This is a genomic window from Verrucosispora sp. WMMD703, assembly GCF_049178935.1.
GTDB lineage: Bacteria > Actinomycetota > Actinomycetes > Mycobacteriales > Micromonosporaceae > Micromonospora > Micromonospora sediminimaris.
This window is the reverse complement of sequence record NZ_JBMHMM010000004.1, coordinates 1560746-1583983: the sequence shown is the minus strand read 5'-3', so window position 1 is coordinate 1583983 and position 23238 is coordinate 1560746. Positions and strand designations below refer to the sequence as shown.

The 23238-nt window shown below is 67.1% G+C and carries 18 protein-coding genes, 1 tRNA gene and 1 pseudogene; 4 read left to right on the top strand and 16 right to left on the bottom strand.

The window, feature by feature from the left end; translation table 11 throughout:
• Positions 1-136: 136 nt before the first annotated feature.
• From ACN26Z_RS07875 to ACN26Z_RS07860, 4 genes are all read right to left on the bottom strand, one after another.
• Entirely contained in the window at positions 137-2833 is a 2697-nt protein-coding gene (locus ACN26Z_RS07875) for an RICIN domain-containing protein (RefSeq protein ID WP_421460511.1), read from the bottom strand.
• A gap of 105 nt (positions 2834-2938) precedes the next feature.
• On the bottom strand, positions 2939-4381 hold the full coding sequence (locus ACN26Z_RS07870) for an RICIN domain-containing protein (protein WP_421460509.1): 1443 nt from the start codon (positions 4379-4381) through the stop codon (positions 2939-2941).
• A gap of 43 nt (positions 4382-4424) precedes the next feature.
• Positions 4425-5852, bottom strand: coding sequence for an endo-1,4-beta-xylanase (locus ACN26Z_RS07865; RefSeq protein WP_093401834.1), 1428 nt, complete (start codon positions 5850-5852; stop codon positions 4425-4427).
• A gap of 417 nt (positions 5853-6269) precedes the next feature.
• Positions 6270-6890, bottom strand: coding sequence for a DUF4760 domain-containing protein (locus tag ACN26Z_RS07860; protein ID WP_282239785.1), 621 nt, complete (start codon positions 6888-6890; stop codon positions 6270-6272).
• Between the two features lie 137 nt (positions 6891-7027).
• On the opposite strand from ACN26Z_RS07860, the gene ACN26Z_RS07855 reads away from it, so the two are divergent.
• A complete protein-coding gene (locus ACN26Z_RS07855) occupies positions 7028-8254 on the top strand; it encodes a PQQ-dependent sugar dehydrogenase (protein ID WP_421460507.1) in 1227 nt (408 codons plus the stop codon).
• A gap of 81 nt (positions 8255-8335) precedes the next feature.
• Here ACN26Z_RS07855 and ACN26Z_RS07850 read toward each other — a convergent pair whose 3' ends face one another.
• The 6 genes from ACN26Z_RS07850 to ACN26Z_RS07825 all read right to left on the bottom strand — a co-directional run bounded on the left by ACN26Z_RS07850 (position 8336) and on the right by ACN26Z_RS07825 (position 16355).
• Positions 8336-10417 (bottom strand): glycogen debranching N-terminal domain-containing protein, encoded by a 2082-nt coding sequence (locus ACN26Z_RS07850; RefSeq protein ID WP_282239787.1) that lies wholly within the window; start codon positions 10415-10417, stop codon positions 8336-8338.
• On the bottom strand, positions 10417-10824 hold the full coding sequence (locus tag ACN26Z_RS07845) for an SCP2 sterol-binding domain-containing protein (protein WP_282239788.1): 408 nt from the start codon (positions 10822-10824) through the stop codon (positions 10417-10419). Before ACN26Z_RS07845 ends, ACN26Z_RS07850 begins: the two co-directional genes overlap by 1 nt.
• A gap of 91 nt (positions 10825-10915) precedes the next feature.
• A complete protein-coding gene (locus ACN26Z_RS07840) occupies positions 10916-12409 on the bottom strand; it encodes an aldehyde dehydrogenase (protein ID WP_421460504.1) in 1494 nt (497 codons plus the stop codon).
• A 360-nt stretch (positions 12410-12769) separates the two neighbouring features.
• Complete coding sequence (locus tag ACN26Z_RS07835; RefSeq protein ID WP_093401840.1) at positions 12770-13588, bottom strand: DUF5919 domain-containing protein; 819 nt, start codon at positions 13586-13588, stop codon at positions 12770-12772.
• 124 nt (positions 13589-13712) lie between these two features.
• Positions 13713-14663 (bottom strand): hypothetical protein, encoded by a 951-nt coding sequence (locus ACN26Z_RS07830; protein WP_093401841.1) that lies wholly within the window; start codon positions 14661-14663, stop codon positions 13713-13715.
• Between the two features lie 3 nt (positions 14664-14666).
• Positions 14667-16355 carry a hypothetical protein gene (locus ACN26Z_RS07825; protein WP_421460501.1) on the bottom strand — a complete coding sequence of 563 codons (1689 nt, stop codon included), beginning with the start codon at positions 16353-16355 and terminating at the stop codon, positions 14667-14669.
• A 171-nt stretch (positions 16356-16526) separates the two neighbouring features.
• Here ACN26Z_RS07825 and ACN26Z_RS07820 point away from each other — a divergent pair, with 171 nt between their 5' ends.
• Positions 16527-17252 carry an NUDIX hydrolase gene (locus ACN26Z_RS07820; protein ID WP_396886096.1) on the top strand — a complete coding sequence of 242 codons (726 nt, stop codon included), beginning with the start codon at positions 16527-16529 and terminating at the stop codon, positions 17250-17252.
• A gap of 200 nt (positions 17253-17452) precedes the next feature.
• On the opposite strand, the gene ACN26Z_RS07815 is transcribed toward ACN26Z_RS07820, so the two are convergent.
• From ACN26Z_RS07815 to ACN26Z_RS07795, 5 genes and pseudogenes are all read right to left on the bottom strand, one after another.
• Positions 17453-18112 carry a hypothetical protein gene (locus ACN26Z_RS07815; RefSeq protein ID WP_421460498.1) on the bottom strand — a complete coding sequence of 220 codons (660 nt, stop codon included), beginning with the start codon at positions 18110-18112 and terminating at the stop codon, positions 17453-17455.
• A 205-nt stretch (positions 18113-18317) separates the two neighbouring features.
• Complete coding sequence (locus ACN26Z_RS07810; protein ID WP_421460496.1) at positions 18318-18986, bottom strand: pentapeptide repeat-containing protein; 669 nt, start codon at positions 18984-18986, stop codon at positions 18318-18320.
• Positions 18987-19056: 70 nt separating this feature from the next.
• On the bottom strand, positions 19057-19242 hold the full coding sequence (amcA, locus tag ACN26Z_RS07805; RefSeq protein ID WP_421460493.1) for a multiple cyclophane-containing RiPP AmcA: 186 nt from the start codon (positions 19240-19242) through the stop codon (positions 19057-19059).
• A pseudogene (amcB, locus tag ACN26Z_RS07800) lies at positions 19239-20376 on the bottom strand (cyclophane-forming radical SAM peptide maturase AmcB). The gene amcA and the pseudogene amcB overlap by 4 nt, the downstream one beginning before the upstream one ends.
• Complete coding sequence (locus tag ACN26Z_RS07795; RefSeq protein WP_282239798.1) at positions 20373-20648, bottom strand: hypothetical protein; 276 nt, start codon at positions 20646-20648, stop codon at positions 20373-20375. Before ACN26Z_RS07795 ends, amcB begins: the two are co-directional and overlap by 4 nt.
• Before the next feature lie 340 nt (positions 20649-20988).
• Here ACN26Z_RS07795 and ACN26Z_RS07790 point away from each other — a divergent pair, with 340 nt between their 5' ends.
• Complete coding sequence (locus ACN26Z_RS07790; protein ID WP_421460490.1) at positions 20989-22326, top strand: hypothetical protein; 1338 nt, start codon at positions 20989-20991, stop codon at positions 22324-22326.
• Complete coding sequence (locus ACN26Z_RS07785) at positions 22323-22898, top strand: flavoprotein (protein WP_282239801.1); 576 nt, start codon at positions 22323-22325, stop codon at positions 22896-22898. The genes ACN26Z_RS07790 and ACN26Z_RS07785 overlap by 4 nt, the downstream gene beginning before the upstream one ends.
• A gap of 177 nt (positions 22899-23075) precedes the next feature.
• Here ACN26Z_RS07785 and ACN26Z_RS07780 read toward each other — a convergent pair.
• Positions 23076-23155, bottom strand: a tRNA-OTHER gene (locus ACN26Z_RS07780).
• Between the last annotated feature and the right edge of the window lie 83 nt (positions 23156-23238).

Here is a 23238-nt window from a genome sequence, read left to right as displayed (position 1 = left end):
TTCAACAGGTTCTCCGTCCAGACCCGGCTCATGATCGGCACATGGTGCCAGCTCACCCAGACCTCGTCCAGACCGTCAGCCTGTCCGCACGCGCCAGGGGCCAGGCACGGTCGGCGCCTGGCCCCCGGATGCGGCTTCAGCTACGTCGACTCCACTGCTGGTTCGCGCCGCCGTTGCAGGACCAAAGAATGATCTTTGTCCCGTTGGCGGTGGCGGCGCCATTGGCGTCGAGGCAGAGTCCGGACTGGACGTTGGTGATGGTGCCGTTGGCGTTGACGTTCCACTGCTGGTTGAGCCCGCCGTGGCAGTCCCAGATGATGACCGTGGTGCCGTTGCTGGTACCCGCCCCGTTCGCGTCCAGGCACTTGTTGCCGTAGACGGTGAACTGTTTGCTCGCCGTGTAGGTCCACCGCTGATGCGAGCCGCCGGAGCAGTCCCACAGCTGCGTCTGGGTACCGTTCGTGGTGGTCGCGCCGGGGACCTCGATGCAGCGGCCGGACTGGCCGCCGACGAGCTGCGTGTCAGTCGTACCGCCGGTGCCCTGCCGCCGGACGAGAGACTTCGACTCGGCCGACCGATTGCCCTGCGCGTCGACGACGTAGAGCCGGTAGTCACCCGACGACGTCGGCACCGCGATGGACGTGGCGTTGCCGTCTGCCCTGGTCATCGTCGGGCCGGCGGCGAAGGTGGTGGTGCCGGAGGGGGCCAGCCACAGCGACCTGGTCGCATCGCCGCTGCTGCGGATCGGGATCGAGGACGTGCCGCTGCCGACGAACGTGCTGGCCGGTAGGACGTAGTCCTGCGCGGGCAGGTTGCGCGGCTGGGTGATGTCCCGGAACGAGTCCTGGAGCCCGGAGTTGACAGCGATTCCGTAGGCCGCCGCCGGCCAGACGTAGTCGGAGGAGACGAGGATGTCGTGGATGGTGCTGTTGGGCAGGTTCTTGTTGGAGACCTTGTTTATCGGGCCGTAAGTCTGCGTGATGTGAAGGTCGTGCTTGCGCCCGAAGTCGTCTGAGTTGATCATCCAGGTGATGTTCTTGTCCACGCTCAGGACGTTGTCCCGGAAGGTGATGAACGCCGAGCCCTCGTCCGGGTGGAGTCCGTACTTGTGGCCAGCCGGAACGCCCTGGAAATAGTTGTCGTGGATGACGGTGCCCGGCTGGCTGCCCAGCGTATAGATCGGTGCCGTGTCACTGAGCCGCTGCACCGTGTCGATGATGTGGTTGTGACTGATGGTGTTGTTCTTCGCCGTGGTGGTCGGCCGGTTGGGCGCGATCGACCCTGAGGACCCGTCGAAGTTCCACCAACCCCAGCCCATCGTGATGCCCGCCCACGGGGCCTTCTCGATGCGGTTGTGCTGCACCGTCAGGGTGTCGGCGAAGTACGCCGCGACCGCGCCGTGCCCGTTGAACAGCACCGAGCTGTCGTGGATGTAGTTGTTCCTGATCTCAATGTTCTTCGGAAGCCCCTCGACCTGCGGCGGGTACTTCTCGCGGTTGCTCGACGTGTGATCGCCGACGTAGACGTGCTGCGGGTGACCCACGCTTATCGCCGTTCCGGCGATGTCGTTTGTGTAGTTGCCGATCAACTGCGTGTTCGTCACGTCGTTGACCAGGGTGATTCCGTCGGCCCCGGTGTGCGCGATCCGGTTGCGCTCCAATCGGATCGCGTTGGCGTTCTGCAGGTGGATGATGCCGGGGGTGAGGTCGACGTTGCGGTAGTAGTAGACGTGGAAGTTGCCGCGCGCGTACGCCTGCGCGCCGAGATTGCCCTGCTGGGCCTGCTTGAACACCGAGCCGGCGACGTTGAACAGGTTCCAGTCGGAGTGCCGCACGGTGAGACCGGAGAACGTGATGTTGCGCGCGTGGTTGCTGGTCGAGGTGCCGGCGACCCGCAGCACGGTGGTCACGTTGTTGGGCGCGAAGACCGACGCGGTGGACATGTTGTCGGCGCCGGCCTTGTAGTAGTAGAGCGTCCGGCTGGACTTGTCGAAGTAGAACTCCCCCGGCGAGTCCAGGAACTCGTAGGCGTTCATCACCTTGTGGGTACCGTTGATCTGGGCGTTGCCGTTGAACGCCCCCTGCGCGATGGCGGCGCCCGGCTGCTGGAACAGCGCGATACGACTCTGCCCGTCACCGCTCGTCGTCACCTGACGAACTCCCACGATGGCAGTGGTCCAGGTGGTGCCGGTCTCGATCTCGATGTCTTCCTGGTTGCGGGAGATCGCCGGAAAATCGGCGGGGTTGTACCTCGCGCCCTCACACTGCGAGCCCGACTCCCACGCCCAGTCGGCCTGTCCCGCGGTGATGGTGTACGTGCCGTGGCAGCCCCCGGATGTGATCGTCTTGGCCGCCATGTAGGCCCGCTGGCCGTTCACGTAGAGCGCCCGCAGCTTGTTGGCCCGGTCGAGCGGCGCCTTCCAGATGTTCCCGCTGTGCTGGGTCCAACCGGTCACCTGCACACCGGCTTCAAGAACCGGCGTCTCGTCGGGGTACGCGGCGTAGATCACCCGGTGGCCGTTGGCGCCGGAATCGCTTGCCCCGAACTCGATCGTGCTGCTCACCGGGTAGCTGCCACCGCGAAGGTAGACCTGGATGTCGCCGGTCATGGTCGCGGTCTTCGTGCGGACCACGTCCCGGGCGCGCTGTAGCGTCCTGAACGGTGCGGCGAGCGTGCCCGGGTTGGCGTCGTTTCCACCGGGCGCGACGTACAGCGTCTCCTGGACGGCAGCCAGGGCCGGAGCCTGGTCTGCGAACACGGCTGGCAGTGCAGCGGAGACGAACACCGCCAGCGCCAGTAGGGCACCTCTTCCGGCACGGACAACAGATCTCATCTCTTCTCCCTCCGCTCCCGGGCCGCCACCGGAAGCCATTGACATACCGCGCCGCACGATGGGCACGGGCCCGGCCTCGGCGTACGCGCGGTCGGGTGTGCCAGGTCAGGCGTTCTGCACCTGCCACTTCTGGTTGTCGCCGCCCCAGCAGGCCCAGAGTTGGACCTTCAAGGTGGTGGTGTTCACGTCCAGGCAGAGACCGGACTGCGCGCTGCGGATCGTGCCGTCGCCGCCGATCGTCCACCGTTGGTTGTCGCCGCCGTTGCACGCGTACGTGCCGACGACGGTGCCGTTCACCGTCCCCCGGTTGTACGCGTCGAGGCACCGCTGGCCGGCAAGAGCGGTGAGCTGCCCGCCGGCCGTCACGGTCCACCGCTGGGCGGCGGTGTCGTTGCAGGCGTACACCTGGACCTGGATGTTCGCGGTCGTCGCGCCGGGGATGTCCAGACACTGCCCGGTGCCGACGTTGCGCAACCGGCTCACCGGGTCCGGTGTGCCGCCGCCGGTCAGGCCCCAGGCGTACCGGAGGCGGTCGAGACCGCTGGCGTTGGGGGTGCTGAGGGTGAGGTTGGTGCCGGTGCCGTGCAACTTCTGCATGGCGTACCAGTCGTCGCCCTGGCCCGCGGTGACCTTGCCGCCCAGGGCCGGCCAGTAGATCGAGCCGATCCGCAGTTCCCGCAGCACCTCGGTGGTGGCGCGGAAGTAGCGTACGAAGTTGTCGGTGCTGGCGGTGTCGTGGTAGTTGAGCCCGGTGTCCATCGGCGCGCCGAACTCGTCCATCACGGTACGGGCGGCGCAGGAGCCGATCGCGTCCCGCAGGAACGTCACCCACTGGTCGTAGGTCTTCGCGCCGCTGAAGAAGGTGTAGTGGTGCAGCGACACGATCGTCCCGTCGAGCCGGCGGTCGGCGCACATCGACTTGATGTCGGTGTTCAGGCCGGCCCCGCTGACGAAGACCCGGTGGCGGGGGATCGACGGGCGGGCGGTGAGCCAGTTGTTCACCACGTTCGCCCAGTCCGCGGCGCTGTGCCCGCCCGGCTCGTTCATCGGCTCGAAGTACACCAGGTCGTTGCTGCCGTACCTGGCGACCACGGTGTTCCACATGGTGTTGAAGGCGGTGGTGTTGACGATCCGACCGCCGCTGGCGGCCACGCCGTCGTCCCAGTAGGAGAGGACGACCTTGAGGCCCTTCGCGGTGGCGGCGTCGATCGCGCCGGTGTACGCATTCCACCAGCTCGTACCGACGGTGTAGGTGTTGATCGGCAGCCGGACCGTGTTGGCGTCCAGGTTGATCTGGAAGCCGGTGTAGATCGCGTTGGCCTTGGCCACCACCGTCGCATAGCTGTCGGAGCTGCTCAGGCCGTGCAGGACCAGCGGCCCGCCGTGGAAGTTGTCACCCAACCTGGCCCAGTTGACACCACGGAACTGGCTGGTGTCGGCGGCGGCGGGTGTGGCACCGCCGAGCACGACAGTCGGCACCGCCAGGAGAGCGGCCAGGGCGCAGCTGAGCATCCGGCTCAGGTAGCGAGGTGAGCGGGATCGGAGCATTGGCGTTCCCTTCTGCGCGGTGCCGACTGTCGCGCTCATCAGGTCAGGCCCGGGTCCAGCGCTGGTTGGCACCACCGTGGCAGCCCCACACGATCACGGCGGAGCCGTTGGCGGTGGCGGCGCCGTTGACGTCCAGGCAGAGCCCGGTCTGCGCGTTGCTGATCGTGGCGTTGCTGTTGATCACCCACTGCTGGTTCGCTCCACCGTGGCAGTCGTAGATCTGCACCCGGGTGCCGGCGGCGGCATTGTTCGGTACGTCCAGGCACTTGCCCATCACCTGCAACGCCCGCCCGTTCTGGGTGAACTGCTGGTTGGCATTGTTGTGGCAGTCCCAGATGATCATCTGGGCGCCGTTTGCCGAACTCGCCCCGTTGACGTCCAGGCACCGGCCGGATGCGTCGTTGCGGAACCTGTTGCCGGTCGGGTTCGGGGTGCTGCCGCCGTTGAGGGCGTCGAGGACCGCCGTGTACGCGGGCTTCTTGTTGCCGGCGCAGTCGAAGAGCAGGGCGTTGTCGCCGCCGCGCCAGGAGTCACAGTCCCGTACGCCCCACACGGTGATGCCGGTGCAGCGCGAGATCGCCAGGCAGGCGCGGGTGACGGCGCCGTACATGTTGGCCTGGTTGCCGCCCTGGGTGATGTCCAGTTCGGTGATCTCCACGTCCACGCCCAGGTCGGCGAAGCGCTGGAGGTTGGCCTGGTAGTCACCGGGTAGCGAGGTGCCCAGGTGGGACTGGAAGCCGACGCAGTCGATCGGGACGCCGCGCTGCTTGAAGTCGCGCACCATGTTGTAGATGCCTGTCGACTTCGCGTTGATGCCGTCGGTGTTGTAGTCGTTGTAGCAGAGCTTGGCGCCAGGGTCGGCCGCGCGGGCGGCGCGGAAGGCGGCCTCGATCCAGTCGTTGCCGGTGCGTTGCAGGTTCGAGTCCCGCCGCGCGCCGCTGCCACCGTCGGCAAACGCCTCGTTCACCACGTCCCACGAGTAGATCTGACCCCGGAAGTGGGAGGCCACCTGGGTGACGTGGTTGATGGCGGCGTTGCGCAGGTCGCCGCCGGAGAGGCCCTGCGCCCAACCGGGCTGCTGTGCGTGCCACAGCAGGGTGTGTCCCCGTACCTTCATCCCCCGCGATCGGGCGTGGTTGACGATGCGGTCACCGGCGCTGAAGTTGAACACGCCCCGCTGCGGCTCGGTGGCGTCCCACTTCATCTCGTTCTCGGCGACCAGGCTGTTGAACTCGCGGTTCAGCACCGTCATGTAGGTGTTGTCGTTGAACTTGTACGTGCCGACGGCGGCACCGAAGTAGCGGCCCTTCTCCGCCGCCGAGGTGCCCAACGTGGTCCCTGCCTGGGCGGCACCGCTGGGCCCGACCAGCGCCATGCCGGCCACCAGCAACCCGACCGCCAGCCCGCGCACCGTCGCTCCGGTGCGCCACCGTCGTCGCGGAGAACCGCTCGGATGTACGAGATTCTTCATGTGTCTCAGCACCTTCCAGAGTCGCGTCACTTCGACGGGTTAGCGCTAACATCGCCCGGCGACTCACGTGCTCGTTGGGGCAGACCACAAGAGACGACACAACGCTACACATCGATGGCAGTGAGATTGCCACAAAGTTACGGGGTGCTCAAGAAGTTCAGCCCAAAGACCGGAAAAAGAGCAGGTAAGACTAGTACGTTGCATCGGCCGGACAGCTCGGCCACCATGCCTGCCGATCGATGGGAGTCACAGCTTGATGATCCGCGGCGGCGAGCCACACCAGTTGCACCACCACCGTCGCGTGCAATGTGCACGTGAACATCAGCGACACCGAGCGGCCGGCGGCCGGGCGTTGATGCGGCGGCGGACCGACCCCGCCCTCCTGACCCGCCCCGGGTCAGGAGGGCGCGGTGGTCGTCAGACGGAGCCCGCCGAGCTGACGTCGCGTTCGCTGGCCGGATCGGCGGCCGGCGCCTTCCCAGCCGCGTCGCCCGCCCCGGTCGCCAGGCCCAGGTCGGCGGGATAGCTGTCGAACCGGCGTAGGCCCAGCTTGCGCACCGCAACCGACCACGGCGTCTCGGTGGCGAGCACGGCGAGATGCTCGAAGTTCGCCAGATACGACTCCCCGCGGGCCGCCCGCTCGGCGAGGATGTACGGCTCCAGGACGCTCCACGCCTCCCGGGCGCGGAAGCCACCTGTGCCGATCAACAGCGCCGGGTCGACGACGTTGAAGGCCAGCATCTGGCCCAGGCCGTTGTAGTACAACGCGATCCGGTTCACATGCTTGCGGGCGTCGGACGGAAGATCGCTGACCCGCAGCTCCGGCGAGCACCTGGCCCTCAGCTCGGTGAGCACGAACTGCTGGCTGTCCAGGAAGGCGTCGCTCATCCGGTCGCGGGTGAGCAGCTCGATCGCGACAAGGGTGTGGTTCGCGCTCTGCGACAGCCGCAGTTGCCGGAGCGCGAAGAACACCGAGACCCCGACGGTGATCACCGAGACCGCGGCCACGACCGCGTTCGTCACGATCGCAACATCCATGCCGGTCATCGTACGAAGACCACTCCACCGGGCCGCCGATTCCGCGCTTCCGGTTAATGCATTGATACAAGTTGATGTAGTGTTGGACCCGCTCCCAGACTGCGTACTCCATTCCACCTGCTCAAGGAGCTGAGAACATGTCGCGACGGCGATGGCGCCCGATCCCCGCGCTGGCCGGGTTGCTCGTTCTGGTCCTGTCGGCATCGGTCGCCGGCACCGCCACGGCCGGGCCACCCCGCCCCGACAGGGTGCCCCTCACCGAGCTGACCGTGGTGTCCGAACAGGTGGCCTTCGGACTACAGCGTCCGATCGCACTCACCGGGCTACCGGACGGAAGGATGCTGATCGCGGAGAAGAGGGGCACCGTCCGCGCCTACCACCCCGACACCGGCCTGGCGGCCGAGCCGGTGCTGGACCTGACCGCCCGGGTCGACACGTCGGGCAACGAGCGCGGCCTGCTCGGCATCACCCCCGCGCCGAACTTCGCGCGGACCGGGATGCTCTACGTGGCCTACACCAGCCTCCCGGACGGCGAACTGACCCTGGCGCGGCTGCCGATCAACGCGCCCGAACGGCTACAGGTGCTGCTCACCCAGGAGCACGCCGAGTACAACAACCACAACGGCGGGCAGGTGGCGTTCGACCGCGACGGCTACCTCTACTGGTCCCTCGGCGACGGCGGCCACGCCAACGACCCGTACAAGGCCGGTCAGGACCTCGGCACCCTGCTCGGCAAGATCGTCCGGATCGACGTCAACCGCAGCTGCGGCGCGAAGCCCTACTGCGTACCCCGCGACAACCCGTTCGTCCGCACCCCCGGCGCGCGGCCGGAGATCTGGCTCTACGGGCTGCGCAACCCGTGGCGGTTCTCGGTCGACAAGGTCGACAACTCACTCTGGATCGGTGACGTCGGCCAGGGCCTGGTCGAGGAGATCAACCACATCCGCCCGTGGCAGCGTGGCGCGAACCTCGGCTGGTCCTGCCGCGAGGGCACCCCGGTGTTCGACCCGGAGCAGTGCCGGCCAGGCGTGAAATACACCGACCCGGTCTTCGAGTACGAGCACTACATGACGGAGAGCTGCTCGGTGACCGGCGGTGTGGTGTACCGAGGATCCGCCACCCCGGAAGCCTGGGGCACCTACGTCGCCAGCGACTACTGCTCGACGCTCGCATTCGCCGTACGCCCCAAGCCCTGGGGTGGCTACGAGAGCGCCATCATCGGCAACTTCCCAATCCAGCCGACCGCCATCGACGCCGACGTGCACGGCGAGCTGTACGCACTCAGTGACCTGCCGGGCTGGCTGAGCCGGGTACGGTTCGAGCGCGTCCAGCCGACTCCGACCAGCGAGCCGGCGAACCGCTGAACCCCGGCGCGAGGGGCCGGCGGCGCAGATCGTCGTTCTGTGCCGCCGGCCCCGCCGCCGAGCTGACCCCTGGTGCGGAAGCTACTCGCCGTGGGTGAGTCGGGCGACCGGCCCCGCCTGCTGGTCGCCGTCGCGGCGGCGGCGGCGGCCGAACGCGTCGGCGCGCCCCCACCGCCCCGGTATGTCGAGCAGTTCGATCCGGCCCACCGACGGCGGCAGGTACGGATCGACGGCCAGATGGTCCGGGTACGGGCTGAGCCCCAGCATCGTGCGAAGTAGGAGCAGCGGCGCCCCCGCTGACCAGCCCTGAGGGCTGCACGCCGCCGGGTACTCGACCGGGTAGCTGGTCAGGCTCCGCTCGTAGCCGGCGAACGCCTCGGGCAACCGACCGTCGAAGTACCCCGACGCAGTGATCATGCCATCGGCGATCCGGGCGGCCTCCTCCCGGAAACCGTAGCGCCACAACCCCCAGGCGATGATCGAGTTGTCGAACGGCCAGACCGCGCCGACGTGGTAGCCGACGGGGTTGTATCGGAGGTTGGTGGTGGACAGGGTACGCACGCCCCAACCGGAGAACAGGCTCGGCCCGAGGAGGTGGTCCGCCACACGGCGTGCCCGCTCCGGCTCGACAATGCCGCTCCAGAGCAGGTGCCCCATGTTGGAGGCGAGGGCGTCAACGCGCTTGCCCTCCGGGTCGAGCGCAAGCGCGTAGTACCCTTCCTCCTCGATCCAGAAATCGCGGTTGAACTGTTCCCGCAGTTGCGCCGCCTCGCTCTCCAAGCGGTCGGCGTACTCGGGGTCGTTCCAGAAGTCGCGGGCCATCCGCGCCCCGCGTATCTTGGCGTCGTAGGCGTACCCCTGTAGCTCGCAGGTTGCCCTGGGCAGGGCGGGCAGCCGACCGTCCCGGTAGGAGATCGAGTCCCAGGAGTCCTTCCAGCACTGGTTTTCCAGGCCCGTACGGGTGTTGCGCCGCCGGTAGTAGATGTAGCCGGTGCCAAGCAGGTCGCCGTACTCGTCGATCCAGTTGAGCGCGGCACGGGCTTGCGGTTCGAAACGACGCACGGCCTCCACGTCGCCGCTCCACCGCTCGTACTCGTCGAGCAGGATGACGAACAGCGGGCTGGCGTCGGCAGATCCGTAGTAGGGGGTGTGCGGCTGTTCCTCGAACGCCGCCGACTCGCCGTACCGGAACTCGTGCAGGATCTTACCCGGCTCCTCCTCGCGGAAGTCGTCGAAGGTGCTGCCTTGCAGCGTCCCCAACAGGCCCAGCACGGGCGGGGTCAGCGCAGGCACAAACGGCAGCGTCTGCAGGCTGATGAAGATGCTGTCCCGGCCGAAGAGGGTCATGAACCACGGCAGTCCGGCGGTCGGGATCGGGCTGGTCGCGGTCAGCGACGAGTAACGCATAGCGGCCAGGTCGTACAGACTGCGCTTGTATGCCGCCGTGAGCGGCTCGTAGTCGCTGGCGAGCCGTGGCGCGCGGTCGATCCAGCGCTCCAACTCCTCGCGCACCTGTGGCCTGCTCCGCCTGCGGTACGCCTCCCAGACGGTAACGGAACCGCCGACCCCCCGGTTGATGATCGGTTCCACCTGGAGCTCGACGTCCCAGCGGCCCTGCGGTTCGAGACGGATGTCGAAGGTCATGCCGCCGTCGTCCACCTTGGCCGGTCTGTCACTGGAGATGATGGTGTCCCGGTAGAACGTTGCCCGCTCGTAGTGCAGACAGAGGCGCCCATCCTCCTGACACACCGATCGCTTACCGCGCTTTGGCTGATTCTCCTTGACCTCGAAGATGTCGGCGAAGTCGGCGTCCGCGTCTATCCGGATGGAGACGTCCGCCGGTTCGATGTCGTGGTTGAGGACCACGAGTCGTTCGACGAGACAAATGCCGATTGTCTGCTTACGGATGACCGAGAGCTTGGCGTTGACGTAGTGCGTGGGCTTCCCGGGGACGAGGAAGAACCGGGTCTCGAAGAAGTGCAGATCGCTGCGGGACATCGGGCTGAGTCGCTCCCCGTTGACGCGCAGCACCCAGGTCGACAGGAAGCGGGTGTCGAACGAGAAGAGCCCAGCCGGTGAATTCGGGGACGGGGTGACATCGCCACGTACATCCGTGACGAGGAACGTGTTTCCGTCAAGGATGCTGAGCGTCTTCTCGACCATCAGGAGCCGGCTTCCTCATGGACGAAATCCCGTGGGTGGTGGCCGGTGGGCGGTCCGGCGAACAGCACCATGGCGAGCATGTGCACCAGTCCCAGGTGCCCCTCGATCACAAGCGCGTTGCGGAAGAACAGCGGCACGAACCGTTCCTCGCCCCTGACCAGCCGGTCGAACGTCTCGTTGTCGGTGCGCAGAACGGCGTCCGGCTCCGGCCGGGGCGTTTCCGAATCTGGCCTGCGGACCTGGGCAGTCCCGCTCTCCAGGGTGACGAACCACTGTTTCACGACGGTGCCGGCCGACTCTGTCACGTCAAGGCGGACGGTGCCCGTGGGCTCCGGCGGAATACTCTTGAAGGTACGGCTCTCCCCACGCTCCAGCATCTGGAGTGCGTCAGCCAGCTGGTCGCCCACTTGGCGTCATCATCCTTTCCTCGCGTGCCACCTCGGCGTGACCGTGCCAGCCCTCCGTCGGGCCCGCATCACCCGCTGCGCATGCCGCCGCTCAGATTCCGGACAGGGACGGGACGTGCGGCCCGAACGGGTACTGCCGGTCCAACGGCGAGATGGTGATCCACCGCAGGTCGGTGAATTCGGCGAGTGCCGCCCGGGAACCGAACCGACCCCAGCCGCTGGCCTTGACGCCGCCGAATGGCATCTGCGGCTCGTCGTGGACGGAGGTCCCGTTGATGTGGCAGATCCCGGCTTCGATCCGGCGGGCCACCTGTAGTGCGTTGGCCACGTCGCGGCTGAACACCGCGCTGGCCAGACCGAGCTCGGTGTCGTTGGCGACGTCGACGGCCTCGTCGACGCCTTCCACCTCGATCACCGCAGCGACCGGGCCGAACGACTCTTCGCTGTAGATCCGCATCTTCGGGGTCACGCCGCGCAGTACGGTCGGTGGGTAGAACAAGCCGTCGGCTCGGCCCCCGATGAGCACCTCGGCGCCGTTGTTCTGGGCGTCGGCGACGAGCGACGCGACATGGTCGACGGCCCGCTGGTTCACCAGTGGGCCGAGCTCGGTCGACGGTTCATGCGGATCGCCCATGGCCAGCCTGCCGGCGTGGGTCACCAACTGGTCGAGAAACTCGTCGGCGACCTGGCGCTCCACCACAATCCGCTCGGTCGACATGCAGATCTGACCCTGGTTCATGAAGGAGCCGGCAACGGCGGCGCGTACCGCCGCCGGGATGTCCGCGTCCGCCAGCACCAGCATCGGCGCCTTGCCGCCGAGTTCGAGGACGGTGCGCTTCAGATGCCGGCCGGCCTTCTCGCCGATCACGCGCCCGACCGAGGTCGAGCCGGTGAAGTTGATGCAGCGGGTCTGCGGATGGCAGATCAACTCGTCGACAACGTCCGCCGCGTCGGCCGGTGCGTTCGTGATCACGTTGATCGCGCCGGGTGGCATGCCGGCGTCATGCAGGGCTGCGGCGATGGCCACATGGGTCGCCGGGGCCTCCTCGCTCGCCTTGAGCACCACCGTGTTGCCGTATGCCAGCGGAAGTGCGACGGCTCGCATGCCGAGGATCAGCGGCGCGTTCCACGGGGCAAGGCCGACGACCACTCCTACCGGTTGGCGGATGCCGAGCGCGGTCATGCCGGGCACGTCGGACGGGACGACTTCGCCGACGATGCCGTACGTCTGCGCGGCCGCCTCGATGAGCATGTCGGTGGCGAGCTTCAGGTTGAACTGGCCCCAGCTGAGCACCGCGCCTGTCTCCTGGCACATCGTCCCGACGATGTCGTCGCCGCGTTCGGTCAGCAGACCTGCGGCACGCTGCAACACCTCGCGCCGTTGCCCCGGCGACCAGGTTCCCCAGGTAGCCCTCGCGGATGCCGCCGCATCAACGGCAGCCACCGCGTCGGTACGGCCGGCGGCGGCAACCTCCGACAGCGGCTCATTATCGATGGTGCGTACTTTTGTGGTCCTTCGCCCTGATTGGGCGGGTGTCCACCTACCGCCGATCAATAGATCGACAGTAGGGATGGCGTCCGGCATGGCGTCTCCCTCCAGTCGCGCGACACGACCTGTCACTGCCGGACACGGCTCGACCCGCCAGCGCGACCATGGCGTCGAAGTCGAACTACTGACCGGAATAACCGAGTTGCACCACTTCCAGGAGAATACTTCCCGAGGCGACAGCGGGCGTGGTTTCGAACGGAACCCACGACCATCAGCCATGACCAACGCGCGGGCCGCAGTGGGTGGGCGGACGACAGGCGTGATCATGCCTGCGGCGTTGATCAATGCCTACCCGGGCCAGTTGGCCAGGTAGTCGTCGAACGGAACATCGTCAGGCCGCCGGCCACCGTTCTCGACGTACCCGTCGATGTCCCATTCGTACGCTGGGTCGGGCGATCACACCGGACACGGCGCTGGTTCGGCCGGCAGAAGGTCGATGGGTTGGCCATGGGCCCAGATGTGGTCGAACTCCCGCAGGTAGTGCCGATACCACTGGGGGCTACCCGCCTGAGTCAGAGCCAGGACCGGCTCGGCACCGGCCGGCCGGTGCGAATAGACGTCAACGTACAACCGTCCCGCTTCCCCCTCCGCGTCGACCATGATCAGGCCGAAGGAAGGCACGAACGGCAACAACCGGACCTCTATCCGCCCCGTCCCGCGAGCCGATTCGGCGACCTCACGCACCAGATCCAGGGTTGGCCGGAGGCGGTTGGTGAAGATGCCCCGGTCGTCCGGGAGGGTGGCACGTCGCGCCGCCTCGGCCGGCGCGGATGTCGCGGGGTCGATGACGGCGATCCGCACGAGCGCTCCCTCCGCCAATCGTCGGGCGAGTGGTTCGGCGATGTTGCGCAGAGTCCGGCCCAGCGTGACCCCAACCAGCCGGACATCGGCTGCGCCGGCCAGGTCGATGTTGAGACCGGATGTTGACGCGGCCAGTCGCGGTTCGCCCGGCAGCTCGCCGGGCAGGCGGTGCAGCGCCCGAACCACCCGCGTCAGGAGCGGAACCACGTGGGCCAGATCCCGCCGTTCCTCGGCCAGGTCGAAGGCCAACAGCGCGAGCGTGGCCAGGGTGGCGGCCGCCACGGTCGACGGGTCCACGACATCGAATACGCCGAGCACCCCGACGACCATTGCGATGCTGACCGTCAGACCCGTCTGCAGGTGACGGCGGGTCAGCACGGTGGCCGTACGCGGCTTGGGTGGTTGGGACGGCATGACGACTTCACCCTTCTCACTTGTCGGAGCGGCACCAGGGCGGCGGACGGACCTGACTGCCCGCCGCCCTGGCCGCTTGTCGCCTTCTTGGCCGCTTGTCACCCGTGGACGGAGCAACCAATGATCACGTAGGTGAATGTCCCAGGAACGGCAGCAGGCTCTCGAAGGCCACACCCGCGTGCCTGGCCGCCAGGTCGTGATCGCGATGGCCCTTGGCCGCGTCCGCGTGGTCGGAAACGCCACGGACCACGACCCAGCTCACGGCGTCCGCGCTGGTGTCGAGGTCCTCCCGGAACGCTTGGACCAGGCCGCCCGCCTCGGTCTCGACGGCAAGACACTTCTCATGAAACGACTGCAGGTACGCGCGGATGTCGGAAGCCTCGTCCGTGATCACCGCGCCGCCCGATCCGATCGGTCCACGGACAACTTTGAAGAAGGTCCTCGTCTCCACTGACGGGAGCACGAACGGCTCTCCCCGGGTGCTGAACAAGTCACTAAGGCTCAGGCTCATCCGTGCCGGCACCGCCGTGGCCTCCCCCCGCCGGTAGGTGATGTTCGCCGCCTCCCGCCGCTCGTCGTAGTAGATGACCTGATCCGCGATAACCACGTCGCCGACGTCAACGCGCTCGCTGATCCCACCGGCGATGCCGACGAGCGCCACCAGTCTGGGCCGGTGAACTTGCCGCAGGAAGGCGTAGGCGGTGGCCGCGGACCGTTGGTTGCGGTCCATGGTCTGCATCAGCACCGCGTTCAGCCGGCCGTACGGCGTGGTGAACGTCGCTTGATGCACCCGCCGCTGGTCACTCGGAGCAGGGCGGCGGTAGTCGGTGGCCCGCTGGAACACCTCGGTCATCGCCTGCATCTCCGGTGACAGCACCGTGAGCACCGCGATGTCGACCGGCGGCGTCTGCTCACCCGACCTGCCGGACGCGGCACCGCTGTCCCCGCCGGTACGGGCGTTGGGGTGCGGCGCAGCCGGCCCGCCCGACTTGAAGGAATCCTTGATGTTACTGATGTTTCCGATATTGCCGCCAGCACGGATACCGAAATTCGCACCAGTGTTATCGCTGCCCATAGCCTATCCTTTACCCGCAGTTGGACCACTCGACGTGGCAGGGACGAAGGAATTGCTGATGCCAGAGATGTCACCGATATTGCCCCCGGCATAGATTCCACTGTTGATCAGCACCCGGCTGCTCTGGCGGAATTCCGTCACGTCGACTCCGCGAGTAACGAGAAAGTCGAGAGTGGCCGCGACGATGCGACGCGTGATGATCTTTTTGTGCTTCGCGACGTCCTGCATCTGGAAGTCGTTGCGGACAATGTCGAGGGTGGCCATCTCCCGGACGCTGATCCGCGCTCCCCGGTCGAAGCCCCGGCGAGGATCAGCAGGGCCCGACAACCGTCGAGTCAGCGCCCGCCAGCCCGCACGGAAAAGGCTTCGTGGTGCTGCCGCGACGGTGGCGGGTGCGTCCATCAGCGCCCGCCAGCCCACCTTGAGATATGGCACAGCACCGATACTCGACACGTCGTCCACGACACGGAATTCGTCGCGGCAGGGCGCCAGCGCGAAGGTGTCCACTTCGAAATACAGGGCGCGCCCCTGGAGGGCGTAGTGCACGTAGACGGTGGTGACCAATTCGCCGTCCCACGAGTTGACCTGGCAGGCCAGGTAGTGACGGTTGGCGTCCGCCGGTTCGCGAATGAAGCGCTCGACATCCGATGCGCTGGTGCGCGATTTCAACTGGGTGGTTTCGCTGCCGGCCGTGAAGATCCGGCGGGTGACGGTGAGGCCGGCCAACCGGTGCTCCGGATCGGCGGCGAAGGCCAACTCCCCCACGCTGCGCTCGACGTGGGCGACCAGATCAACAGCGGCAAACGGGACTTCCTGATACTCCCGCTCCCCTTCCGGTCGTGGATCCTCGAAATCCTCCGCACCACCGACCATCCGCAGCGCGAATCCCTCAGTGGACAGCCGCACACCGGAGCCGATGAATGGCGAGTACCCAGAGAATATCGTCGTGTTGCCCTCCTGCTGGTTGCGAAGTTCGTTCATTCGCACCGTCTGGTGGACCAGGGTCGGCTGCCCGCCGGGCCCGTTCTCCGTGGCGTACCGCCACTTCACGAGTTCCGCCACCACGGGCGGACCGAAGACCGCCGCGAAAGTCAAGGTGACACCGACGCCAAACAACGCCAGCACGGCGGAGGCGTCCCCGGGCTCAACACCGGCGCTGACCGCCAGGAGACCCGCTATCGGCAAGGCCGTGAGAAATGCCAGCGCCGACACCAGCGAGCCCAGCACAGCGGCCAGCCCATTACCGATCAGCCTTTTTGGTGACACTTCGTCCGTCAGCTGCCAGCGCGCCACCTCGACCAAGATCCGCCATACGGCAACCAGGGAGTAGCCGGCGGCGGCGACACCAAGACCAAACAACAGGCCGGGAGCACCCAGACAGGCGGCCATCACCAGCAGAACGATGCTGGCGACGTCCCTGATGAGGTTGATCCGATCGGCTCGCAGGCAGTGGCCGAGCACAACGGAGAGGTCAAACCCGAAGGACGGGGCGACCGCTCGCCCGGGCTGGTGGTAGACCTCGTCGAGACTGCGCCGGCAGAAGCGCTCGTCGAGGTAGGCCCCGGCGTTCAGATGCCGAGTCGCGCTGCTGCTGGCGACTGGACTGAGATTTCCGGCGATCGCAATGGGAGCGGTCGGTCCGGGCTGCTGCCCGGGCCCTCGCGCCGGAAGTTCTGAAGGAGCGGTGGTCATCTGGATCTCCTTGGTCGAGAGCGGAACTAATGAGCCGGACGAGGCGACGACCGCGGCGCGGGAACAGGCTCACCAGCGCGATATTTCGTCAGACAGACGAGAAACGGACTGCCACCACGGTATAGCGGAACGTGAGTTCTCGTCAACCTGACGATTGGATACGATCCCTCGATGAACGGTGTGGGGCACGGGCAACATGCGCTACTAACGGTCGACCTTGTGGTACTGACCGTGCGCGACGATCAGTTGCAGGTCGTGCTGATCGAGCGCGGAAAAGATCCGTTCAGGGGACGTCTCGCACTGCCGGGCGGGTTCGTACGGTCGAACGAAGACATCGACGAAGCGGCCGTCCGGGAACTGGCCGAGGAGGCCGGCCTGGACGGCCGCCAGCTACATCTGGAGCAGTTGCGTACGTACGCCACACCGGGGCGCGACCCACGCGGCCGGGTAGCCAGCGTCGCCTATCTCGCGCTCGCGCCCGACCTGCCCATACCCGTCGCCGGCACCGATGCCCGCAACGCCAGGTGGGCCCCCATCGACTCGGTCATTGATCGGCCGAACGCCTTGGCATTCGATCACGACCGCATCCTCGCCGACGGCGTCGAACGGGCACGGGCAAAACTGGAGTACACCACCCTGGCGACAGCCTTCTGCCTCCCAACCTTCACCATCAGCGACCTACGCCGCGTCTACGAGGTCGTCTGGTCCACAACCATCGACGCCCGCAACTTCCATCGGAAGGTCGTGAACGCGGAGAACTTCCTCGCCCCTACCGGGGGCAAACGGGCTTCCGAGGTCGGCCGGCCAGCGGCTCTGTACCGAGCCGGAGGGGCCACCGTCCTCTACCCTCCAATGCTCCGCTCGTCCGCCGCGCATGCCGGCGACGTCGCAGGCTGATCCGTCAACAGGCCCCAGGCAGAACCGTCACCTGGCTTTGCCCGTTTGTACCAAACGGATGTATCCCGCTGTCCAGTCTGAGCGAACCGGTCCGTGGCGTCCGAGCACCCAGGGAGCACCACGGTGACGCGCCTCGGGTGGGCTGTCGGCGTGGCGTCGTCCGTTGATGCGGAGCGACGTGCCGGGTGAACGCGCCCGGCCTACCCGGGCCAGTTGGCCAGGTAGTCGTCAAACGGAACATCGTCAGGCCGCTGGCCACCGATCTCGACGTACCCGTCGATGTCCCGGTCGTACGGTGGGCCTACCAGGATCGGCAACTCATGGGTGGAGTGCCGGGCCAGGAACCGCCAGGCCGCCCGGTTGAGCACTGGCTGCCGGGAGTTGGCCGGAGCCTCCGGACCCCCACGGTGGAAGAACAACACTCGGCCGTCGGCGTCGCGCACCGCCTGCCCCAGGCAGAGCCGTTCCCGACAACGGAAACAGGACAGGTAGCCGGTCTTCGACACATCCCACCCGTTACTGGGGTAGTCGGCGAAACTGTCCTCGGGCCAGTCGGCAAGGTAGTCACTGAACTCGATGTCGCCAGGCTCGTCACCGCCGATCATGACCGGAGGCCCAGGCTGCTCCCACATCTCGTCGTACTCCAACTGAGAGTCGTAGATCACCTGCAACTGGTGGCCGACATGCTCAGCGAAGATCTTCCACAACGCCCCCGACATCCGCCGCGACTGACTGTGCTTCGGCGTACTCGGGTGCGCGTAGGCGAAGTAGATGATGTCGTCCCACGAGTTACGCACCGGCTTGCCGAGGACAAGCTGGACCCGTCGGCACAGGCAGAACAAGGTGGCGTCAATTCCCATAGGTCGTCCCCCGTTCAGCCCGGCACGCCCATGCCACGCGCGCCTGGCATCCACAAGCCCAGCGGCCTGCCGTCCGGAGACCGGAACGCCACCCACATGTTCTGGTAGGCGGCTAGCCGTGCATCGGAGCGGTTGCCCCAGAAGCTTTTCATCATGCCCTCCACCGCCGACGAATCGACACCGGCCGTCGTCGTCTCGGCTTCGGTCAGACCTCAGCTTGGACGACGATGCGCAGGGTCTCGACGGCCAAACGAGTCAGGTCAGAGAGCTGATCCTCACCGAGAACAACGCCGTGAAGGTTGTCCAACGGCGTCCTCAAGTGGTGCAACCGGCTGCCCCGCAGATCCGCGCCGTCGAGGCGGCAGGATTCCAGCTCCAGGTCGCTCAGATCGCAGGAGCGCAGGGCAACGCCGGACAGGCGGCAGGACGACCAACTGCCGTGGCCAAGGGTGCAGTTGGTGAAGGCCACCGAACCCGCGACGCTGACGCGATTCAGCGTGGCGTAGTCGAACCGGCATCTGTCGAACAGGACGTCTTTGAGGCGGACGTCGATGAACCGGGTGCCCGTGAACCGGGTTCCGGTGACCGAGCATCGCTCGATGCTGATGCCGGTGAGGGTCGCGCCGGACAAGTCCGTCCCAGCGATCTCGCACCCGTAGAGAGCCCCCGCTTGCCAGCTGACCTCACCGAGGTCAGCGCCGGTGATCCGGCAACCTCGGATGCTCTGCTCCGCAAGCTGCTCACCACGCCAGGAGACCCCATCGACGAGGCCGTCGCGGACGTCATCGTCGGACAGATCGCTGACCTGGTCGAGGTCCTCGGGATCGAGGTCGGGCAGGAGAAGGGTCACGTCGCCCACGGTGGTCGTCCGCATGTCTCCTCAACCTGTTCGGGCGCGGGGTGGGCACGCCACCCCACGTCGAATCGCACCGCCGGTCGGCGGGCTACGACTTCTTCTTGTTCCAGTTGTCCCAGGCGGGGCGGCTGTCGAACTTCCCCTTGTTGTCCCAGGTGGGCCGGTTGTCGAACTTCGCCGCGTCGATCGACGCTACCGCGCGGGTCGGGTCGACGCCGAGCAGGGCGAGACGGTCCGGCGGGGCGTCGAGAAGCGCGGCGAGGGCGTGGGTCATGACGGTCCTCCTTGAGGGGTGAGGTGATCCGCAGCAGCGCGGATCAGGGCTTGCCGGGTGGTGCGGCAGTAGGCGGTCTCCCGCGTGGTGAAGGTGCCGTGTTCGAAGTAGCGATTGCCTGCCTGCGCACCCCGGCAGAAGTCGTAGAAGCCGCAGCGGTCGGCGCAGTCGTTGAGCGCGGTCACGAACTCGGTGACGTATCGCAGCTCGCTGGCATGGGCGAGCATGTCGCCGATTGGCTCGTGGAGCACGTTGCCGGCGATGAAGTCCGCGTAGCGCGGGTCTTTGATGCCGAGCAGTTCCGGTGACAGCAGCACCACCTGGCCGTCGTGGGAGACGGTGGGGATCGGCTCGTACGGGACGTGGTCGACAAGCCCGGCGCGGGTGGCGGCGAGGTAGTCGGCCAGGCGGTCCACGTCGCGGATTCGGAGCGGACTGCCGGCAAGCCGGTACCGCACGATCTGGTGCCAGAACCGGTACGCGGCTTCCTCGGAGACCGGCAGGCGGTCGGCACCTTCCTGCTCCTCGATGTTGAAGCCCACCGACCCACAGCCCGGCAGACCGGCGAAGAACTCGACGAGGTCGTCGGCATTGGTCGATGGTCTCGGGAGTAACGACGCAGATCACTGAGTACGTCAGGCCGTTGTCGACGAGCGCCTGTATGCCACGCATCGTCCGGGCGGTCGTTGCCTTCCCGGCCCGGTCGAGCCGGTTGCCGTTCAGCGTGCCTGGACCGTCGATGCTGATCCCGATCTCGAAGTCGTGGGTGGCGAGCAGGTCGCACCACCGCTGGTTGATGAGGGTGCCGTTGGTCTGGATCTCGTGACGCACCCGGCCGTCGCGCCGCAGATCCTCAAACGGAGTAAGCAGCCGCTGGAAAGCCTCGGTGGGTGTAGCAGTCGGCTCGCCGCCGTGCCACACGACGCTGACCGGATGACTGCTGTTCTGCTGGGCGATCGATTCGGCGCAGGCTTGCGCGACGGCATCGCTCATCAGGCGGAGGGATCTGCGGTCGGGCAGATAGCAGTAGGTGCAGTCGAGGTTGCAGAAGCTGGTGGGCTGCACGACCAGTGTGTGGAACCTGCTGGCGATCGCCGGCTGACGATTGACGCTGATGAGGCCGATGCCGTTCACGATGTCTCCTCGTTCCCGATCGCCGTGGCGGTGTTCGCTCGGTAGCCGTGGGTGCGGGCGGGCCACCCGAGGAACCGGTCAAACAGTGAGGCGGTACCACCCGCCGCGTTGGGATTGAGCCGGTGCAGGTCATCGATCGCGTCGTGCAGGCAGCTGGCCAGGTAGAGGAACAGGCTCACCGGGCTGTCCCGGTACTCGACCGCGAGGGCGAGCTTCGCCGCGCCGCACGGCCACGGCTGACCGCACCGCCGGCAAAGCCACAATGGCTGCATTGGCAGATGTTCCTGCCGGAACAGCCCACGCAGCCCTGGTAGCGGTACGCGAACGAGGAGGCACCCGTGCGATCGACGGAGTGCCCGGCGCGAGCGCTTGCCGGTGCGTCGGGTCGCATTCCGGCCTGCCGCTAATCGGCACATCCATCTGGAACTCCCTAGCGTGAGACTGCCGCTGACCTGCCGGAACACTGGGGGATCGGTGTACCGGCACACCCAGCCTGGTCCCGGGAGGCAGGTAGACGGAATGTCCGACCGGTGCACTGGCGGTGCACCTGCCGTCACCCCACGTGCCGGTACGATCACCAGGCCGAGGACTGTCCGTTCGGAAGGACGTGCGATGGCTCCGGTAACGACCTGGACCGGCCGAGAAGCGAACGCACTGCGTAACGCGCTGCGGATGAGCGTGACCGCCTTCGCCGAGCACTTGGGCGCGGCCCGGCGGACGGTGGCCAAGTGGAGCAGCCAGGGCGACAACGTCCTCCCACGCGCCGACATGCAGGCTGCGCTGGACACCGTGCTGGCCCGAGCCACACCCGACGCACGGGAACGTTTCGAGTCCCTGCTGGCGACGGGCACCAGCGGTGCAACCGTGGGCACCACGCTGCCGAATGCAGGTATGGATACGGATACTGGCGATGACGGACAAGGTGACTCCGGCTCGGATGGTGACGTGCGACGAAGAGATCTGCTACGCGGGGCGACGATCGGCGTCGCCGCTGCGCCCGGCGTCGCGCCGCTACTCGACGCGCTCGTCTCGCCACGCCATCCGAACGCGGTGACGCTGTCCGCTCAACAGTTCTCCTGCGCCGTGGCCGCCGCGAAGATCGACTACCAAGCCTGCCGGTACGAACGCGTTCTCGACCAGCTCGTAACGCTGCTGCCCGCACTCGAACCTGCCAGGGCAAGCGCGCAGGGCGAACAGAGAAGGCACGTCGAAGTCCTGGCAGCGGACCTCTACCACGTCGTCGGCAGCGTCCTGCTCAAGGTCGGCGACCGAGGCATGGCCCTGGTCGCAGCCGAACGCAGCACCCGAGCCGCTGCGGCCAGTGAGGACCCGGTAGCCGCCGCCACGAGTGCTCGGATCATGACCCACGCCCTGATGACCAACGGCCACGACAAGCAGGCAGTGACCCTTGCCGGCAACGCAGCCGACGTGCTCGACCAAGACACGCGCCTCACCTCGGCGGACGCGGTAGCCGTGTACGGCGCACTCGTCCTCCGAGGTGCCGTCGCCGCCGCCCGCAGCGACGACCGTGAGACCGCGCAAGCAATGCTCGATGAAGCAAGCCGTGCCGCCGCTCGACTCGGCTACGACGGCAACGACCGGTGGACCGGGTTCGGTGCCGCCAACGTCCTGCTTCACCGGGTAAACGTCACCCTCACCCTCGGCGATGCCGGCACGGCTATCGGCATCGCGCGCACGGTACCGCTGGAGAAGGTGACGCTTGCCGAGCGCAAGGCGTCGCTTTACGTCGATGCCGCCCGTGCCTACACCCAGTGGGGGCGCTACGAACACGGCCTGACCGCGTTGCGCACCGCGTACGAGGTAGCACCCGAGGAGGTCCGCTGCCGCCCGGCCGTCCAACGCATCGCCACCAACCTCGCGCTCCTGGCCAAGGGTTCCGCCCGCACCGCCGTCGTCGACTTCACACGAGAGGCCGGGATCCGGCTATGAGCGGCGGCCACCTGCAGATTGTCGTCTGCGCCGCCGGGCCCGCCGCAGACGTGACCCAACTGATCAGCGCCGCGCAGATGTACTCCTGGACGACCGCAGTCACCGCCACACCCAACAGCATCGACTTCATAGACGTGCCTGCGATCGAGGAGCTGACCGGCGCCGCGGTGCGATCCAGCTACCAGGCGTCCTCCAGCGGCCGCCGCTCGCTACCTGCCGCCGACGCCCTGCTCATCGCACCTGCCACGTACAACTCGATCAACAAAATCGCCTTCGGCCTCGCCGACAACTACGCGATGACCTCGGTCGCCGAACTGATCGGACGGCAGGTACCGACCGTCATCGTCCCGTTCGTCAACGCCGCCCTCGCCGACCGCCTACCCTTCCGCCGTGCCGTTGCCAGCCTCCGCGACGAAGGGGTACACGTCCTGCTCGGCCCCGAAGACCGCTGGGAACCACACCCGCCCGGCAGCGGCAACGCGCGGCAGCAAGTCTTCCCCTGGACGGCCGCCTTCGAGACAGCAACCCGACTTGCCCATGCGGATCGTTCGACAACGGCTGGCCACGGCTGATCGCAGTCCGGACATGCCCGGGTCGCACGTAATCGGTGTCCATAGCATCGCACCGCGTCCCGCTGACGTCCGCCGGGTCCAACGGCTCCCGAGCACCCACCGAGCGACCGCCCACTACCGCCGTACGCGAAAAAGGCCCCGACCGGCAGAGTTCTACTAGGTCAGGGCCTTGCTCGTTGGTGCGCCGCCAGGGACTCGAACCCCGAACCCGCGGATTAAGAGCTTGGTCTTGAACAAGTCGTTCCGTCCAGCGGCGCGCCCTGGAGTCCATCTGTTCGCGATCATCGCCCTGTCTCGTCGAGATGGCGTCCCCGTGGGTCCAGCTAACTGCAGCCCGCCC

Bases quoted from the DNA above. Each gene is read 5' to 3' on its own strand.
- ACN26Z_RS07785 (WP_282239801.1), top strand. From the start codon at position 22,323: ATGAGCGGCGGCCACCTGCAGATTGTCGTCTGCGCCGCCGGGCCCGCC.
- ACN26Z_RS07815 (WP_421460498.1), bottom strand. From the start codon at position 18,112: ATGGGAATTGACGCCACCTTGTTCTGCCTGTGCCGACGGGTCCAGCTT.
- ACN26Z_RS07835 (WP_093401840.1), bottom strand. From the start codon at position 13,588: ATGCCGTCCCAACCACCCAAGCCGCGTACGGCCACCGTGCTGACCCGC.
- ACN26Z_RS07855 (WP_421460507.1), top strand. From the start codon at position 7,028: ATGTCGCGACGGCGATGGCGCCCGATCCCCGCGCTGGCCGGGTTGCTC.
- ACN26Z_RS07825 (WP_421460501.1), bottom strand. From the start codon at position 16,355: ATGACCACCGCTCCTTCAGAACTTCCGGCGCGAGGGCCCGGGCAGCAG.
- ACN26Z_RS07790 (WP_421460490.1), top strand. From the start codon at position 20,989: ATGGCTCCGGTAACGACCTGGACCGGCCGAGAAGCGAACGCACTGCGT.
- ACN26Z_RS07870 (WP_421460509.1), bottom strand. From the start codon at position 4,381: ATGCTCCGATCCCGCTCACCTCGCTACCTGAGCCGGATGCTCAGCTGC.
- ACN26Z_RS07840 (WP_421460504.1), bottom strand. From the start codon at position 12,409: ATGCCGGACGCCATCCCTACTGTCGATCTATTGATCGGCGGTAGGTGG.
- ACN26Z_RS07795 (WP_282239798.1), bottom strand. From the start codon at position 20,648: ATGCAGCCATTGTGGCTTTGCCGGCGGTGCGGTCAGCCGTGGCCGTGC.
- amcA (WP_421460493.1), bottom strand. From the start codon at position 19,242: ATGACCCACGCCCTCGCCGCGCTTCTCGACGCCCCGCCGGACCGTCTC.
- ACN26Z_RS07830 (WP_093401841.1), bottom strand. From the start codon at position 14,663: ATGGGCAGCGATAACACTGGTGCGAATTTCGGTATCCGTGCTGGCGGC.
- ACN26Z_RS07875 (WP_421460511.1), bottom strand. From the start codon at position 2,833: ATGAGATCTGTTGTCCGTGCCGGAAGAGGTGCCCTACTGGCGCTGGCG.
- ACN26Z_RS07860 (WP_282239785.1), bottom strand. From the start codon at position 6,890: ATGGATGTTGCGATCGTGACGAACGCGGTCGTGGCCGCGGTCTCGGTG.
- ACN26Z_RS07820 (WP_396886096.1), top strand. From the start codon at position 16,527: ATGAACGGTGTGGGGCACGGGCAACATGCGCTACTAACGGTCGACCTT.
- ACN26Z_RS07865 (WP_093401834.1), bottom strand. From the start codon at position 5,852: ATGAAGAATCTCGTACATCCGAGCGGTTCTCCGCGACGACGGTGGCGC.
- ACN26Z_RS07850 (WP_282239787.1), bottom strand. From the start codon at position 10,417: ATGGTCGAGAAGACGCTCAGCATCCTTGACGGAAACACGTTCCTCGTC.
- ACN26Z_RS07810 (WP_421460496.1), bottom strand. From the start codon at position 18,986: ATGCGGACGACCACCGTGGGCGACGTGACCCTTCTCCTGCCCGACCTC.